The sequence below is a fragment of the aff. Roholtiella sp. LEGE 12411 genome, assembly GCF_015206995.1.
Lineage (GTDB): Bacteria > Cyanobacteriota > Cyanobacteriia > Cyanobacteriales > Nostocaceae > Komarekiella.
Genome location: NZ_JADEXR010000151.1, coordinates 1 through 13,863, shown reverse-complemented (window position 1 = coordinate 13,863; position 13,863 = coordinate 1). Strand labels below are relative to the sequence as shown.

Sequence of the window (13,863 nt, the reverse complement as noted above, 5' to 3'; positions counted from 1 at the left end):
CATACCCCATGCCCCATGCCCCACACCCAATCACACCTTTCCCGCTACTACCGAGTCTTTGACCAAAAGTTCCACCGCTGCTTGATATTGCAGATCTGCTTCTGTACCAATATTTTCGCGGTTAAGGGCTGCTTGGGGAATAACTTTGTCTGGCTTAATACCTAGTTTGTTAATATCTCGATGCTTAGGGGTTTCGTACTTAGCAATTGTTACCGCCAAGCCTGAACCATCTGATAATTCAAATAAGGATTGAATTAAACCTTTGCCAAAGGTGGTTTCCCCTACTAATTGAGCACGACCATTATCTTGCAGTGCGCCGGCCAGAATTTCACTAGCACTAGCAGTTCCTTGATTCACCAAAAGCACTAGAGGATCTTCTGTCAGCGGTGGGCCGAAGGCTTCAAAACTTCCTTGAATGCCTTGGCGATTAACAGTGTAGACTATGGGCCCGGAATCTAACCATAAACGAGCAACTTCAATTCCTGATTGCAATAGTCCCCCTGGATTATTTCGTAAATCCAAAACATAGGCAGCAGCGCCTTTTTTTTCTAAACTAGAAATAGCGTGTGCCAATTCCATTGAGGCGTTGGCATTGAATTGAGTTAGGCGAAGGTAGCCAATAGGTGTACCTTCTGGGGAAACACGCAACTCTGACACCACAGGGTTAAGAGCAATGCGATCGCGCGTAACTCTAATTTCCGTTTCTCCCTCTTGGTCTCGTTCGATTAAAAGAGTGACAAAACTGCCAATTGGCCCGCGCATCCTAGTCGCAGCTTCATCAAGAGTCAAATTTTCAGTAGAGATACCCTCAATTTTGATGATGCGATCGCGTGGTCTAATCCCGGCTTTATCTGCTGGGGAACCTTCTATGGGAGCCACTACTTCCAACTTACCAGTCTCAGGATTCAAAGCAATTTGCAATCCTACCCCCGTCAGTTCTCCAGAAGTATTTACCTGCAAACTGCGGTACTGTTCTGGGTCTAAAAAGCGGGTAAAAGGATCGTTGAGGCTTTTGAGCATCTTCTGAATTGCCCCGTAAGCTGCTTGGTTATCTTGAAGCGGCCTCTCTAGAGCCTTTTGCCTCGCTGTTGCCCAGTTTTGATGATTAAACGTCTCATCCAGATAAGTGCGATTCACAATTCGCCAAACTTCTGAAACAAGCTTTTGCTCTCCCGTCAAAGCCGCTGCTGGTTGAATAAGTGCGCCCAGCACCAACCAAACCACCACTAACAATGAAAATCCCAGCCGAAAAACCTTTGTGTGCATGAACCCCATTTTAAATTCCACCTCAACCCAAATTGTCTAGAACTGCCCAGTTGCCTCGTTGTTTATGAAATCTATCTCTCGACTATGTTACTTTTTTTATAGAAGTGGTGCATTGCTCTCATCAAGTTGTTCCCTCAGCTGATGTCAGCGGATCTCACTCACTAGACGATAAAATCTACTTTGTAACCACCATTTTTGGTGTTAGGTTGCAAATAGATAGCAATATATTCGATGTTTACAGAGTGTTAAGTTCCTTAAGACTTTAACCCCTCTGAAAGCTGACAAGCAAACAAACAAACAAATTCCTCTTTGCTAAAATCCCAAAATTGCTAATTGGGAGAGAAGTCTGAGCGGAGCGAAAAGCTGGAGCGGAGGTTTCTCCAAAATCTGGACTTTTTAATCTTAGGCTTGCGACCATCGGAACTTCTCCTCAAGGAGACGCTACACGAACGGTCGCCGATTCAGAACTTCGGGATTTATCAACCGCAACCGCTTTTTAGGAACTTGAGATTGTATGGCCAACGTTTATGACTGGTTCGAGGAACGCTTAGAGATTCAGGCGATCGCTGAAGACGTGACTAGTAAGTACGTCCCTCCCCACGTCAATATTTTCTACTGTCTGGGTGGAATTACCCTGGTTTGCTTTCTCATTCAGTTTGCCACTGGATTTGCGATGACGTTCTACTACAGACCAACAGTCACTGAAGCTTTCTCCTCAGTGGAGTACATCATGAATGAAGTCAACTTCGGTTGGCTAATTCGCTCTATCCACCGCTGGTCTGCCAGCATGATGGTGCTGATGATGATTTTGCACACCTTCCGGGTTTACCTGACTGGTGGTTTCAAAAAGCCCCGCGAATTAACCTGGATAAGTGGTGTCATCCTAGCTGTAATCACCGTTTCCTTCGGAGTCACCGGCTACTCTCTGCCTTGGGATCAAGTCGGCTACTGGGCTGTGAAAATCGTCAGCGGCGTACCAGAAGCAATTCCTGTTGTCGGCGTTCTGATCTCTGACCTGCTACGTGGCGGTTCGAGTGTTGGTCAAGCAACCCTGACTCGCTACTACAGCGCACACACTTTTGTGTTGCCTTGGTTGATTGCAGTCTTTATGCTGTTTCACTTCTTGATGATCCGCAAGCAAGGCATTTCCGGGCCTTTGTAATCTCAGCTATTAGCGAAAGGCAACAGATGTCGGTTTCCAGATAGAGTTGTTTGTTCTAAACTTAACTTATGAAAAATAAGAATTTAGTGACAGATAAGTTACATAACAAACAATATGCATCTTAAACTGAAAGCTGTACAAGCCCGCGGACGGCTGACTGTTAACACACACAGCCAGGCTTGCTGAATAGCTAATAGCTTTCACAAATGCTTTAACTTAATTTAAGCAGGAGAGCACATTTAAGTATGGCAACACAGAAAAAACCTGACCTCAGCGATCCGAAGTTAAGAGCCAAACTAGCTCAAGGTATGGGTCACAACTACTACGGTGAGCCAGCTTGGCCTAATGACCTACTTTACGTATTTCCAATCGTGATCATGGGTTCCTTCGCTGCTATTGTGGCTCTAGCTGTGCTAGATCCTGCGATGACAGGTGAACCAGCAAATCCTTTTGCCACACCATTGGAAATTCTGCCAGAGTGGTACTTGTATCCTGTCTTCCAGATTTTGCGATCGCTTCCTAACAAACTCTTAGGAGTGTTAGCAATGGCGTCCGTACCTCTGGGGCTGATCCTGATTCCCTTTATTGAGAACGTCAATAAATTTCAGAACCCCTTCCGCCGTCCAGTTGCGACCACAGTTTTCCTCTTTGGTACTCTTGTTACCCTGTGGCTGGGTATTGGTGCAGCCCTCCCATTAGATAAATCTTTGACCTTGGGACTATTCTAAATTAGTCACCACAAAGTGCTTTGACGCCTGTAAGTTTCAAAAGCAGATGCAGATGTGCTTTTAAGAAAAATCAACAGGCGTCAATTTTAATAGTCCAGGTTGCATCTTGGATTTTGAGTTTTGGATGAAAAAGCTATTCCAAAAGCTAGAATCACTAAAAGCCAACAAACACAGAACAATTCTTACTTAACTTAATTCAAGTCACGGTCAATGCTTAGCATAGTGCAGCAAGACCATCTGACGGTAAAGAGCGAACTCAAGCTCCTAAACCAGGTGCAACAATGGTTTGAGAAATTTTGTCTGCAACATTTATCTCAACTTGGCTGGTCAGAAACTCAACTTTATCGCCTCAACTTAGCATTAGCAGAAGGCTTTACCAACGCTGTTCGTCACGCTCATCATGCTTTACCACCGGAAACAACCATTGAGATTGACGTTTATCTGTGGATTGATCGGCTAGAAATTAAAATTTGGGATCACGGAAAACCTTTCAATCCTGATGCGATCGCTGAGCCAGCACCAGGTACTCTGCAAGTAGGCGGGTATGGATGGTTTCTCTTGCGACGCCTAGCTGATCGTGTTGTCTACGAACGTGGCGCGGATGGTAGAAATTGTCTGCTCATCGTTAAATACTGTGTGGAAGAACAACAGTAACGAGGCATCTCCAAGGGCAAGACGAGAATGCTTCTAAAAACTAAAAAGAGCATTCTCTACTTCCCTACCAAATTAGTTTCTCCTCTTGAGAGCAGCGTAAACCTCAGGTAAGGTCGAAGTCATATCTTGGAGTGTAAGTTAGTATCAATAACTTACAATTTTCTGTATTTTACAATCGTAATATTACTGAATTTTTGTAAATTTTATCGTAAAAATTATATATAAGTTTGTATAAAAAAAATTAGTGAATACAGTAAAGACAGCATTCGAGTTGCAGTGGCTCTTTTGTTAGGATTTGTCAGCAGTGTTGGGAGTCTGATTTTTGTTCTTTAATCAGTGCCGTCTAGTGCTTAAAAAGACAGAGAGGGTGGAGGACAAAATATACTAAGACAGCTCTAATTACTGGAGTTACCAATCAAGATGGCTATTATCTCAGCCATTTACTCCTCAATCAGGGTTATCGAGTCGTGGGATTGGTAAAAACAGATTTAAAGCGGCTACAAAGTGGTGCGATCGCCTGTATTACCCCGAAGGATGCTTTTAGGAAGGCTGGAGGTAAGGCGCACTAAGTAATCGCACCCTCACCGCGAGTTTAAATAAACCAATATGTTAACGATTACAGTGGCAAATAACCCAAATTTAGGTAATAAATTTCACAAAAACGCTAACCATGTTTTCGTATTTTTAGAAATTTTTGCCCGTGAAGGAGGGATTCAATCCTATGTAAAAGATATTTTTCGTTCATATCTGGGATTGAGCCAATACAAGGCGGAAGTTTTTTTGCTGCGAGATCATCCTGACTGCTCAAATCCTTTTGAGTCCCAAAATTTAAAATTTCATTACTTTCAAAATCAGTCCCCCCACCTAGGAAGACTCAAAATGGCAGCAGCTTTGCTCAAGTGTCTGTTGCAAAACCGTCCCCAGCAAGTTTTTTGTGGACACATTAACTTAGTAGTACTTATACAAACCCTTTGCCAGCCTTTGGGCATTCCCTACACCGTCCTAACTTATGGCAAGGAAGTCTGGGAACCGCTTAAAAATCAAGAACGCCGTGCTCTGTCCTCAGCATCTGGAATTTGGACAATTAGTCGTTACAGCCGCGATCGCGCTTGTGCTGCTAATGGTTTAGACCCCAATATCATCCAGATGGTGCCTTGTACCATTGATACAGATAAATTTACTCCTGGTTTTAAGCAGCCAGAATTAGTTAACAAGTATAGCTTAACTGATGCCAAGGTATTAATGACCGTAGCGCGGCTATGGTCAGGGGATATTTACAAAGGTGTAGATGTTACGATTCGAGCCTTACCGCAAATCGCTGAGGTTTTTCCAGAAGTAAAATACTTGATAATTGGTCGTGGCGATGACCAACCACGATTAGCCCAGCTAGCAATAGATTTAGGTGTGAGCGATCGCGTTGTTTTTGCAGGTTTCGTTCCCACAGAACAATTAATGGAACATTACCGCCTTGCTGATGCCTACATTATGCCTTCTCAAGAAGGCTTTGGTATTGTCTATCTGGAGGCGATGGCTTGTCAGGTACCTGTGTTATCTGGTGATGACGATGGATCAGCTGATCCCTTGCAGGATGGTAAACTAGGATGGCGAGTGCCGCACCGCAGCCCAGATGCTGTAGCAGCAGCTTGTATAGAAATTCTCCAAGGGAATGACCAGCGTTGTGACGGGCAATGGTTGCGAGAGCAGGCCATCGCTCTCTTCGGTATAGATGCTTTCAAACAGCGGCTGCAAGAGCAACTTTTATCCAGAGTCAAGGGCCAAAAAACTCTGGATTGACTTTATACTCTTGACTGGAGGTAGAGTGTCTCCGGCTCCGCTCTTTGCTAAACTCGCTATCCTAGAAGGAGAGCAGGACGACATTTAAAAAATGAGCTTTAAGACATTTCAATTGAATCTTTTGAATCTCCGCCCTTGGCTCACCCTACTAGCAGTTGTTTGGTTGCTGGCATCACTGGGCTTGGGTTGGTTGGTTAACTCCTTGCTAATTATTTTTGGGTTGCTGTTATTGGCACCCATTGTTGCTTTCTTTGGGTTTCGCTGGTGGCTACAACGCAACTTGGTTGCTGATCAGTGCCCCGTCTGTGGACATGAATTTACGGGTTTAAATAATAGTCAATTGCAGTGTCCTAGCTGTGGAGAGCCTCTGTTATTACAAAATGGTCATTTTCGGCGCTTCACACCAGAAGGAACCATTGATGTTACAGCAGTCGAAGTACCAGCCAAATCACTGGAAGAATAGTCATTGGTCAATTCTGGGAGGGTCTACGCCTCTGTACAACAGTCAAAATTAAAAACCTTGAACTGTGGACTATGAATTTTGGACTATTTCTTTTGTTGTGAAATAGAGAGGGTATAGCTATGCTGTTGTTGTGATAACTCGCCTATAAATAGTAAATATTTTCCTGGCTGCCAGTAACCGGAAAGTTCTGGTTTGCCTCCAGAGTAACTATCCGCTAGTACGCAAAAGCGTCCCCCAGGGCCATCAATTAACAGTGTTGGCTGTCCCTTAGTCTCAACTGTTAATCGCAAGTAAGGTAGTGACTCTGTAACCTCGATAATTTGATTGGGTGCAGCAGTTACATTGCCGCAATTGCTTTTGATAGATCCCCCAGATTGTCCATTTAAAATCAGTGGATCCGATTGCAGATTTCGATTAATTTGGATTTGTAGTGTCTGTGCAAAACTAGCTTCGGTGAAAACCAAACTCATCATTAAAGCTATGGGAACAAATTTAAATGGCTTAAGCGTCTTCATTTTAATTAATGCTCCCGACTGTTTCTAGAGCAATATTGTGATAATATACTTAATCTATTTTTTTAGACGACAGCGAATGGTCTTTGTTCCAAAAGGTGTCGTATAATTTTATATCTTGTAAATTAATCGCTATATAACTAAATATTCAAAAATGAGGAGGCGAGCAATGACCAGAAGCAGTATCATCCCAATTACTCATCTCTGCTCATCTTGGTATAAATAACCAATGACTAGTAAATTTATGTGAATCAACCCTTGAAAAGTAATAGGAGAAAAACATAATTTTTCCTTGTTTACAAAGGTTTTGTACATACAAATATTAGCTAAAATCACTAAGAAAACCACCAGTAATCAAATTTGGTTACTTTGTTGTTGAATAAATATCCTAGCTAAGGTAGAAAAGATTGATGAATCCTCAACCTGAAGAAGACTTGCAGCATCGCCTTGAAAAGCTAGAGGCAGAGATTAATACTTCGTCCGAAGTGGTTCCCCAACCACAAGAGCCAAAACAGACATCTCAGTCTAGTGCCAACTTTAACTTGTACCTAGAGCGATTTCAAAGCTGGTTCAACAGCTTATCTGGGACGAAAAAGTGGATAGTTTCTGGTGTGGCAGTGGTAATAGGCTTTGCGATGCTCCAAGCAGTGTTCAAACTGGTTGTATCTGTGATTAGTCTGGCACTATTGGCAGTGTTGATGTATGTTGGATACAAATTTTTTGTGTCTAGTAACTTTCAACGTAAGTAATAGTCTAATTTAACTGTGCTACTAGCAGCGTAGAAATAAAGTTAAAGGAAATGATACGATGGCCACCCCAATTGTGAGGAGAAGTAGTAATGAATTTAGTCAGTCAAAAGAACCAGGAAAAGCCAATTCGTTGCCGTTCGCAACTAGGCGTTTTGCGGCTTGGGCCGCTGAAATCACACTGGTAGTTACCAGTGGGTTGATTCCCTTTAGCATTGGTGTGTATGCCAATTCTAGAAGCGATCTGAACCGAGTGCCACTTAACCCCGTTCTGGTAGTAACGGAAAGAGCGATCGCTAGGCCTTTGGCTTTACCTGTTAGCTATGGCATCCGTAACGTTGCATGGCCGACTAATTTCTTGTGGACGGTAGCTCTGTTAGCACCTGTAACTATCTCGTGGTGGCAATTGTATTTACTAGCTAAGACTGGTAGCACAATTCCCAAGCGTCGGTTTGGCGTGCGGGTTGTCAATAAGCAAGGAAAGCCACCTGGTTTGGCAGCAGTTGTGGTAAGAGAAGGAATTGGTCGTTGGACTATACCTATATCCATCGCTTATTTTTTGTGGCGCTATAGCTTTGCCTTTCCTAATTTAGGGTTATTCACATTTTTAGCTGTATTAATGGTAATAGCAGAAGGGATGGGCTTGCCGTCGCGCCGGGGACGTCGCGCACTGCACGATCAACTTGCAGGTACTTATACTATAGATGCTACTCGTCTTTTGTCACCCAAGAGCGAGGATGGCAAAAGCCGGAGTCAGTCTCCCATAGAAAATGAAACCGATGAATGGCAAGAGGGAAATGAGCAAGTAGCCACCACATCAATGGCGATGTCTAGCGACAAGCCGCTGCACTACTCAACAGAAACTACCTCTTCCCCTACCTTGTGGCTGCGGATACAGCAAAACCCCAATCTGATTTTATTTGGAGTAGCGCTGGTGAGCATGACTGCTGTGTTAGCTACTTTAATAGGCACTCAAGTCTACATCCAAACCCAGCAAACCCAGCGGACAGCCAAGCAAATCAATAGTCAACAGTTTCTGGTACTTGTAAAACAATTAAGTCCCAACTCTGGCGCTACCAATGAAGAACGCCGGAGTGCAATTATAGCTATGGGTAGTCTCAATGATCCACAAGCAATCCAATTTCTTGTAGATCTCCTGGTTAACGAAACCAACCCCATCCTTTTGGATACAATTCAACAAGCTTTGGTAAGTGTCGGTCTTAAAGCCATACCCGAATTAAAAAACAAGAATCAGTTTCTGGCTACCGAGATAGAATCTGTGGGTAACAGCGCATCCCCAGAGCAGGAATTAAGACAAAAGCGGTTACAACTCAACCAAGGTACAATTAACAAGATTCTCGCTGTTTACAGTGGTCAAACTAATGGTATCGATCTTAGTCGTACCCAATTAGGTCGAAGCGGCTCCGACGGAAGTTCCTTGTTCAACTTAGTATTAGATAATGTTGATTTATCAGGTATTAAGTTCAAATCTGCAAATCTTAACCAAGCCAGTTTTAAGGGTAGTCGCTTCCGAGGCGTGGGTGAAGATGGACGCTGGGATACTTACGACGATATGATCACTAATTTGAACCAAGCTCAGTTGAAGCAAGCTAATCTGACTGATGCCAACCTTAGCCGTGTCTTAATGAACGGTAGCAATTTAAGCCGCGCCACTCTCAACAGAGCAAACTTATCCGATGCACGTTTCGTTGATGCTAACCTCAGCAGCGCCCAGCTAGTGGGAGCCGATATGCGTGGTGCAGTCTTGGAAAATGCCAGCTTAACTGGGGCTGATTTAGGTGATGCTAAATTGAACGAAGCCAATTTGTATGCCGCTCGTTTAGGTCGTGTAATTGCTATAGGAACAATATTGTCTCACGCCAACTTAACTAAAACCGATTGGCAAGGAGCAGATTTATCAGGAGCCTATTTAGATCATGCTAATCTGAGCAATGCTAACCTCAGCGCTACTCGTCTGACTGGTGCTGTTTTGCGCTCTGCTCATCTAGAAAACGTTAATTTACGAAATGCCGACTTAAGTCTTGCAGATTTACAGGGAGCGAATGTAAAAGGAGCAGATTTCCAGGGGACAATTCTCGCTCCTAGCAAACAAGATCCAGCTGATCAATTTGTACAAACTCCAGATACTGGCTCACAGTCTGCTGTAGTACAAGGAGTTGATTTTACTCAAGCCAAAAATTTAGATGCCAAGCAACTGGCTTACATTTGTACTCAAGGAGGCATTCATCCCCGTTGCCCCTAGAATGAGATGGGGAGCAGGAGGGCAGAGGATCACACAGAGGAGTGCAAGGGAAATAAATACTGACTCTTGACTCTTGACAAATAGCAAATTACTCTTGACCCTTAACCCTTTGACTTTTATAACAAATGACAAAATCTAAGATGGTGTGAGGAGTAGGGTATGAAGTATTTTCCTTATTGGATTTCAGTTGTGGCGGCTGGTTTGGTCTTAAATCTGGGCATTAGCACCCAAGCAGCACAGGCTCAAGTAGCGTATGGCAGCTATGTTGGTATAGGGCCGACTGTTGGTATTACTGACGGTATCCAATTGGGGGGAGTTTTGGCAGTCCGCTACAAGCTTTTGGAAGCACCGATTTCTTTCCGCGCCCAAGCTTTAATAGGACAAAATACAGCAATTGTACCAACGGTTTCTTATGACCTTCCTCTTAACTGGCAAACTGATGCTTACTTAGGAGCTGGGTTGGTGTTGGCTGGTGGTGGTAACTCTTCTCCTGTGGGTGACAAAATTAGTTTTGCCTTACAACCGGGAGTTGATTATGTCGTCCCAAATAGTAATACTGTGATTTTTGGCAATGCCATCATTGCTTTTGATGCCTACCGTGATAGCGGTGGTGCAGCAGTTTCCGTGCAAGGTGGTGTTGGTTTAAGATTTTAATGGGCAATTGGTAAAGCTCACGAATTTTGCTCAGCTTTCCCTGTGGAAAATTTCCGCATCTATTTCATATTGTTTATATTAGCGATCGCTCCCCTTGACTGTAAATCCTAGGGGAGTTTACAGATTAACTTGAGCAAATTCTCTAGCTATCATCAACACCTGAGAGCGGTGGGATCATTTGCTGATGCATCTTTCAGAAGTAATGACAATTAGCGAGAGTGCTTCTCTTTTCTCTAAATTAGGATTGAGGGTAAAGATGAGTAGTACAAAAAATATCTCGTTCAAATGCTTGCACGAAACTACAAGCTCAAATTAATAAAATTACTGATTTTTTTGTAAATACTTGAGCGCCTAATTATGTGGTAAATATCTTTGTATAAATATGCAGAAAATCTTTAACTGTAAGCTTTTTGAAATACAGAGGTAAAATAAAAATATATAGATGGCGATCGCTTATTCAAACCTTACCCTTAGAGTAACACCCTATTCCTCAAGCGTGTTGCAGCTATGCTGGGAAAATACTAGTATATTTATGGAAACACAAACTAGCCCTCATATCTTAAATATATATTAAAAATATTTGAACTATTTACTTTAGATTCTGTGCAGTATAAACTAGTTAAGTTTATTTGCATTTAACGACTTACGTTAATTTCCTGATAGGTTATAAATCAACATAAACTATCTTTTGCCAATTTAGCCAAAATTTTTCCAATTTTAAAATCCAGAGGTATGAATGAATTTTACTAATTCAAACAAACAAACAAATGAATTCAATGAATATAAAGTGCTCAGAGATAAACCCCATTGGCCAGGGCAACCTGTTATTGATTCCGCTGTCAAAAATCGAGATCCAAAAATGCAAGATACTGCGATTGATGGTTCTATTTTTAATGGTTTAAATCGCGGTCGAGTTGCTATTTTTATTGATGGCTTAAACCTGCTTCATACAGCTTTACAACTCGGCATTGAAATTGATTATCTCAAATTACTTTGTCGTTTAACTAATAATTCACGACTATTGCGTGCTTTTTTCTATATTGGGGTTGATTTCACGAATGAAAAGCAACAGGGTTTTCTATTGTGGATGCGACGTCATGGCTATCGTGTAGTTACTAAAGATATAGTTTTGCTAGCAGATAATTTAAAAAAACCAAATTTGAATATAGAAATTGCTGTAGATATGATCAACTTAGCTCCCTACTACAATACTGCGGTCTTAGTTAGTGGAGATGGAGATCTAGCCTATGCTGTAAATGCTGTCAGCAGAATGGGTGATCGAGTAGAAGTGGTTAGTCTACGAACAATGACCAGTGAAAGCTTGATTGATGTTGCTGATTGCTTTATTGACCTCGATAGTATTAAAAAACAAATTCAGAAGGATTCCCATCTTGGCTATAGTTATCGAGCATCATCAAATTCAAACCTTTAAACTTCAATCTAAAATCCATCACAGTCTATACTAATTACTGCAAAACCTTTAATAAGTTTCTGGAGTAAAATGGCAAACCAGGAAATCATTCTGTGTATTTTGCTTAACCTTAAAAGAGATGGATATTTTAATAGTTGAAGATGAACTGGAAATTGCTCATTTAATCCAACTTTCTTTAGAAAAAGAAGGATTTTTCTGTCGCATTAGCCGCGATGGGATGAATGCCTTGCGGATGTTTCAGGAGCAACAACCTGATTTAATCATCCTAGATTTAATGATTCCTGGTTTGGATGGTTTAGAAGTTTGTGCCAGAATTCGTCAAAAACCAGGTGCAAAAGATCCTTACATTTTGATGCTCACGGCTAAAGGCGAAGAAATTGATCGTGTTATTGGCTTATCTACTGGTGCTGATGATTACATGGTCAAACCCTTTAGCCCCAGAGAGTTAGTAGCTAGAGTGCGGGCACTGTTGCGGCGTAGCCTCCGCCAAGGGGGACAATATCAGGTCAATCGTACCCAACACTTTATAGTAGATGTAGACCAGCACAGTGCCAGTCGCCAAATAAATTCCCAGCAAGCAGAAATTTTGGACTTAACTACCCTAGAATTTAATTTATTAAGCACTTTTGTTAGTAATCCCGGTCGAGTTTGGAACCGCACCCAATTAATTGACAAACTTTGGGGAGATAACTTTTTTGGTGATGAGCGTGTGGTAGATACTCATGTAGCTCGATTGCGAAAAAAGATTGAGCCTGATCCTGGGAATCCCACTTTTATTAAAACTATTGTTGGGGTGGGTTATAAATTTGAAGATTCCCTAGTAGTATGAGTCTCATGAAGATGGGCTTGCGTTGGACGAAGTCCTTGCCTTTGGCATCGCGCCTATTTTTCTCCCACTTAGTAGTGATGATGGTGGGGGTCGTTAGTCTGGTGATTATTAGTAAAGTTTCTTCCCCCCGCTTGTTTGTCCTACATTTGCAACGACTAGAAAATCAAGGGTTTAACTTAATCGCTGTCCGTCCCAAATTGGTTACAGGATTTGAACTTGCTTGGCGGCGAAGTACTATTTGGTCAGTTTTAGTTGGTACCACCGCAGCTGGAGGATTGAGTTACTGGGTGTCCAGACGGATTATGCAGCGGTTGACTGAGATGGAACAAATCACCCAAAAATTTGCTGCTGGTCAGATGGATGCGCGACTACCTCTATCTGACATTCCAGAACTTAATGGACTGGGTGCTAGTTTTAACCGGATGGCAGCTAGTTTAGAAGGGGTAGAAGCACGGCGGCGGGAACTGATTGGAGATATGACCCACGAACTACGCACACCGCTTACAGTTGTGCGTGGTTACTTGGAAGAATTGGCTGATGGGGGAATTGAAGCGTCTCCTGAGATTTATCGGCGCTTAGCAAAGGAAACTAAGCGCTTAGAGCGGTTGGTAAACGATTTACAAGAACTCTCTAAGGCAGAAGCTGGCTATTTGCCAATTAATATACAACGAGTAAATCTGCATCCTTTGTTAGAGTCATTAGTGGAGAGATTTAGCGACCAGTTATTGGAAGATGGGCCAGTCATACATTTGGAATGTCCGTTTGTTCTGCCTACTGTGTTAGCAGATATTGACCGCACAGAACAGGTGTTAGTGAATCTGCTTGGTAATGCAGTACGTTACACTACCCAAGGTTCAATTACTATTCGTGCTTGGAGTGAAGCATTTAAACTCTGGATTGCGGTTGTTGATACAGGTATTGGTATTGCACCAGAGAATTTACCCAATGTATTTGAGCGCTTCTGGCGAGCTGATCAGTCTCGCGATCGCCATTCTGGAGGAACCGGCATTGGTTTAACTATCTCCCGTCGCTTGATTGAACTGCAAGGTGGTCAAATTTACGTAGAAAGTAAGTTGGGAGATGGGAGTGTGTTTCAGTTTTTTCTGCCTTTAGCTTGAGTTGTGTAAAAACCACTGATGTCTACTTTTGCTCTGGCTGCTTTTTTAATTAGTTTACCAAAAACATAGGTTTAAAGCCTCGCCCTTCAAGGGCGACTTTGCTTAATTTAAAAAGAAAATGAGTTTTTAGCTTCATATTTTTGGTAAAATACTAATATGAAAACACTGAAGTTGAAGCTATATCAACACAAAAGAAATAGATACCTCAAGCACATAATAAATGCTGCCGGGGTAATTTATAA

General features: G+C 42.3%; 14 protein-coding genes. 12 read left to right on the top strand and 2 right to left on the bottom strand.

Features of this window, described 5'->3' with window-relative positions; translation table 11 throughout:
- Positions 1–30 precede the first annotated feature (30 nt).
- Complete coding sequence (ctpA, locus tag IQ246_RS23960) at positions 31–1,275, bottom strand: carboxyl-terminal processing protease CtpA (RefSeq protein ID WP_194005828.1); 1,245 nt, start codon at positions 1,273–1,275, stop codon at positions 31–33.
- Positions 1,276–1,780: 505 nt separating this feature from the next.
- Here ctpA and petB point away from each other — a divergent pair.
- From petB to IQ246_RS23930, 6 genes are all read left to right on the top strand, one after another.
- Positions 1,781–2,428, top strand: a complete 648-nt coding sequence (gene petB, locus IQ246_RS23955; RefSeq protein WP_194005827.1) for a cytochrome b6 — start codon at positions 1,781–1,783, stop codon at positions 2,426–2,428.
- A gap of 245 nt (positions 2,429–2,673) precedes the next feature.
- On the top strand, positions 2,674–3,156 hold the full coding sequence (gene petD, locus IQ246_RS23950; protein WP_162397444.1) for a cytochrome b6-f complex subunit IV: 483 nt from the start codon (positions 2,674–2,676) through the stop codon (positions 3,154–3,156).
- A 210-nt stretch (positions 3,157–3,366) separates the two neighbouring features.
- A complete protein-coding gene (locus tag IQ246_RS23945) occupies positions 3,367–3,810 on the top strand; it encodes an anti-sigma regulatory factor (protein ID WP_194005826.1) in 444 nt (147 codons plus the stop codon).
- A gap of 398 nt (positions 3,811–4,208) precedes the next feature.
- Positions 4,209–4,379, top strand: coding sequence for a hypothetical protein (locus tag IQ246_RS31370; RefSeq protein WP_370588538.1), 171 nt, complete (start codon positions 4,209–4,211; stop codon positions 4,377–4,379).
- 37 nt (positions 4,380–4,416) lie between these two features.
- The gene (locus IQ246_RS23935) at positions 4,417–5,604 is read left to right on the top strand and encodes a glycosyltransferase (protein ID WP_194005825.1); all 1,188 of its coding nucleotides are present in this window, start codon (positions 4,417–4,419) and stop codon (positions 5,602–5,604) included.
- Positions 5,605–5,695: 91 nt separating this feature from the next.
- Positions 5,696–6,067, top strand: a complete 372-nt coding sequence (locus IQ246_RS23930; protein WP_194005824.1) for a hypothetical protein — start codon at positions 5,696–5,698, stop codon at positions 6,065–6,067.
- An 83-nt stretch (positions 6,068–6,150) separates the two neighbouring features.
- On the opposite strand, the gene IQ246_RS23925 is transcribed toward IQ246_RS23930, so the two are convergent.
- Positions 6,151–6,582 (bottom strand): hypothetical protein, encoded by a 432-nt coding sequence (locus tag IQ246_RS23925; protein ID WP_194005823.1) that lies wholly within the window; start codon positions 6,580–6,582, stop codon positions 6,151–6,153.
- 407 nt (positions 6,583–6,989) lie between these two features.
- On the opposite strand from IQ246_RS23925, the gene IQ246_RS23920 reads away from it, so the two are divergent.
- The 6 genes from IQ246_RS23920 to IQ246_RS23895 all read left to right on the top strand — a co-directional run bounded on the left by IQ246_RS23920 (position 6,990) and on the right by IQ246_RS23895 (position 13,621).
- Positions 6,990–7,328 carry a hypothetical protein gene (locus IQ246_RS23920; RefSeq protein ID WP_194005822.1) on the top strand — a complete coding sequence of 113 codons (339 nt, stop codon included), beginning with the start codon at positions 6,990–6,992 and terminating at the stop codon, positions 7,326–7,328.
- A gap of 58 nt (positions 7,329–7,386) precedes the next feature.
- Positions 7,387–9,588 carry a pentapeptide repeat-containing protein gene (locus IQ246_RS23915; RefSeq protein ID WP_194005821.1) on the top strand — a complete coding sequence of 734 codons (2,202 nt, stop codon included), beginning with the start codon at positions 7,387–7,389 and terminating at the stop codon, positions 9,586–9,588.
- Positions 9,589–9,747: 159 nt separating this feature from the next.
- On the top strand, positions 9,748–10,242 hold the full coding sequence (locus IQ246_RS23910) for a hypothetical protein (RefSeq protein ID WP_194005820.1): 495 nt from the start codon (positions 9,748–9,750) through the stop codon (positions 10,240–10,242).
- 736 nt (positions 10,243–10,978) lie between these two features.
- Complete coding sequence (locus IQ246_RS23905) at positions 10,979–11,674, top strand: NYN domain-containing protein (protein WP_194005819.1); 696 nt, start codon at positions 10,979–10,981, stop codon at positions 11,672–11,674.
- Positions 11,675–11,792: 118 nt separating this feature from the next.
- Positions 11,793–12,503 (top strand): response regulator transcription factor, encoded by a 711-nt coding sequence (locus IQ246_RS23900; RefSeq protein ID WP_194005818.1) that lies wholly within the window; start codon positions 11,793–11,795, stop codon positions 12,501–12,503.
- A 5-nt stretch (positions 12,504–12,508) separates the two neighbouring features.
- Positions 12,509–13,621 carry a cell wall metabolism sensor histidine kinase WalK gene (locus IQ246_RS23895; RefSeq protein ID WP_194005829.1) on the top strand — a complete coding sequence of 371 codons (1,113 nt, stop codon included), beginning with the start codon at positions 12,509–12,511 and terminating at the stop codon, positions 13,619–13,621.
- The last annotated feature ends 242 nt before the right edge of the window (positions 13,622–13,863 follow it).

Excerpts from the sequence above, each read along its gene's own strand:
- petD (WP_162397444.1), top strand. The coding sequence starts at position 2,674 with ATGGCAACACAGAAAAAACCTGACCTCAGCGATCCGAAGTTAAGAGCC.
- IQ246_RS23935 (WP_194005825.1), top strand. The coding sequence starts at position 4,417 with ATGTTAACGATTACAGTGGCAAATAACCCAAATTTAGGTAATAAATTT.
- IQ246_RS23905 (WP_194005819.1), top strand. The coding sequence starts at position 10,979 with ATGAATTTTACTAATTCAAACAAACAAACAAATGAATTCAATGAATAT.
- IQ246_RS23920 (WP_194005822.1), top strand. The coding sequence starts at position 6,990 with ATGAATCCTCAACCTGAAGAAGACTTGCAGCATCGCCTTGAAAAGCTA.
- IQ246_RS23915 (WP_194005821.1), top strand. The coding sequence starts at position 7,387 with ATGGCCACCCCAATTGTGAGGAGAAGTAGTAATGAATTTAGTCAGTCA.
- IQ246_RS23910 (WP_194005820.1), top strand. The coding sequence starts at position 9,748 with ATGAAGTATTTTCCTTATTGGATTTCAGTTGTGGCGGCTGGTTTGGTC.
- IQ246_RS23925 (WP_194005823.1), bottom strand. The coding sequence starts at position 6,582 with ATGAAGACGCTTAAGCCATTTAAATTTGTTCCCATAGCTTTAATGATG.
- IQ246_RS23900 (WP_194005818.1), top strand. The coding sequence starts at position 11,793 with ATGGATATTTTAATAGTTGAAGATGAACTGGAAATTGCTCATTTAATC.
- ctpA (WP_194005828.1), bottom strand. The coding sequence starts at position 1,275 with ATGGGGTTCATGCACACAAAGGTTTTTCGGCTGGGATTTTCATTGTTA.
- IQ246_RS23945 (WP_194005826.1), top strand. The coding sequence starts at position 3,367 with ATGCTTAGCATAGTGCAGCAAGACCATCTGACGGTAAAGAGCGAACTC.
- IQ246_RS23930 (WP_194005824.1), top strand. The coding sequence starts at position 5,696 with ATGAGCTTTAAGACATTTCAATTGAATCTTTTGAATCTCCGCCCTTGG.
- petB (WP_194005827.1), top strand. The coding sequence starts at position 1,781 with ATGGCCAACGTTTATGACTGGTTCGAGGAACGCTTAGAGATTCAGGCG.
- IQ246_RS23895 (WP_194005829.1), top strand. The coding sequence starts at position 12,509 with ATGAAGATGGGCTTGCGTTGGACGAAGTCCTTGCCTTTGGCATCGCGC.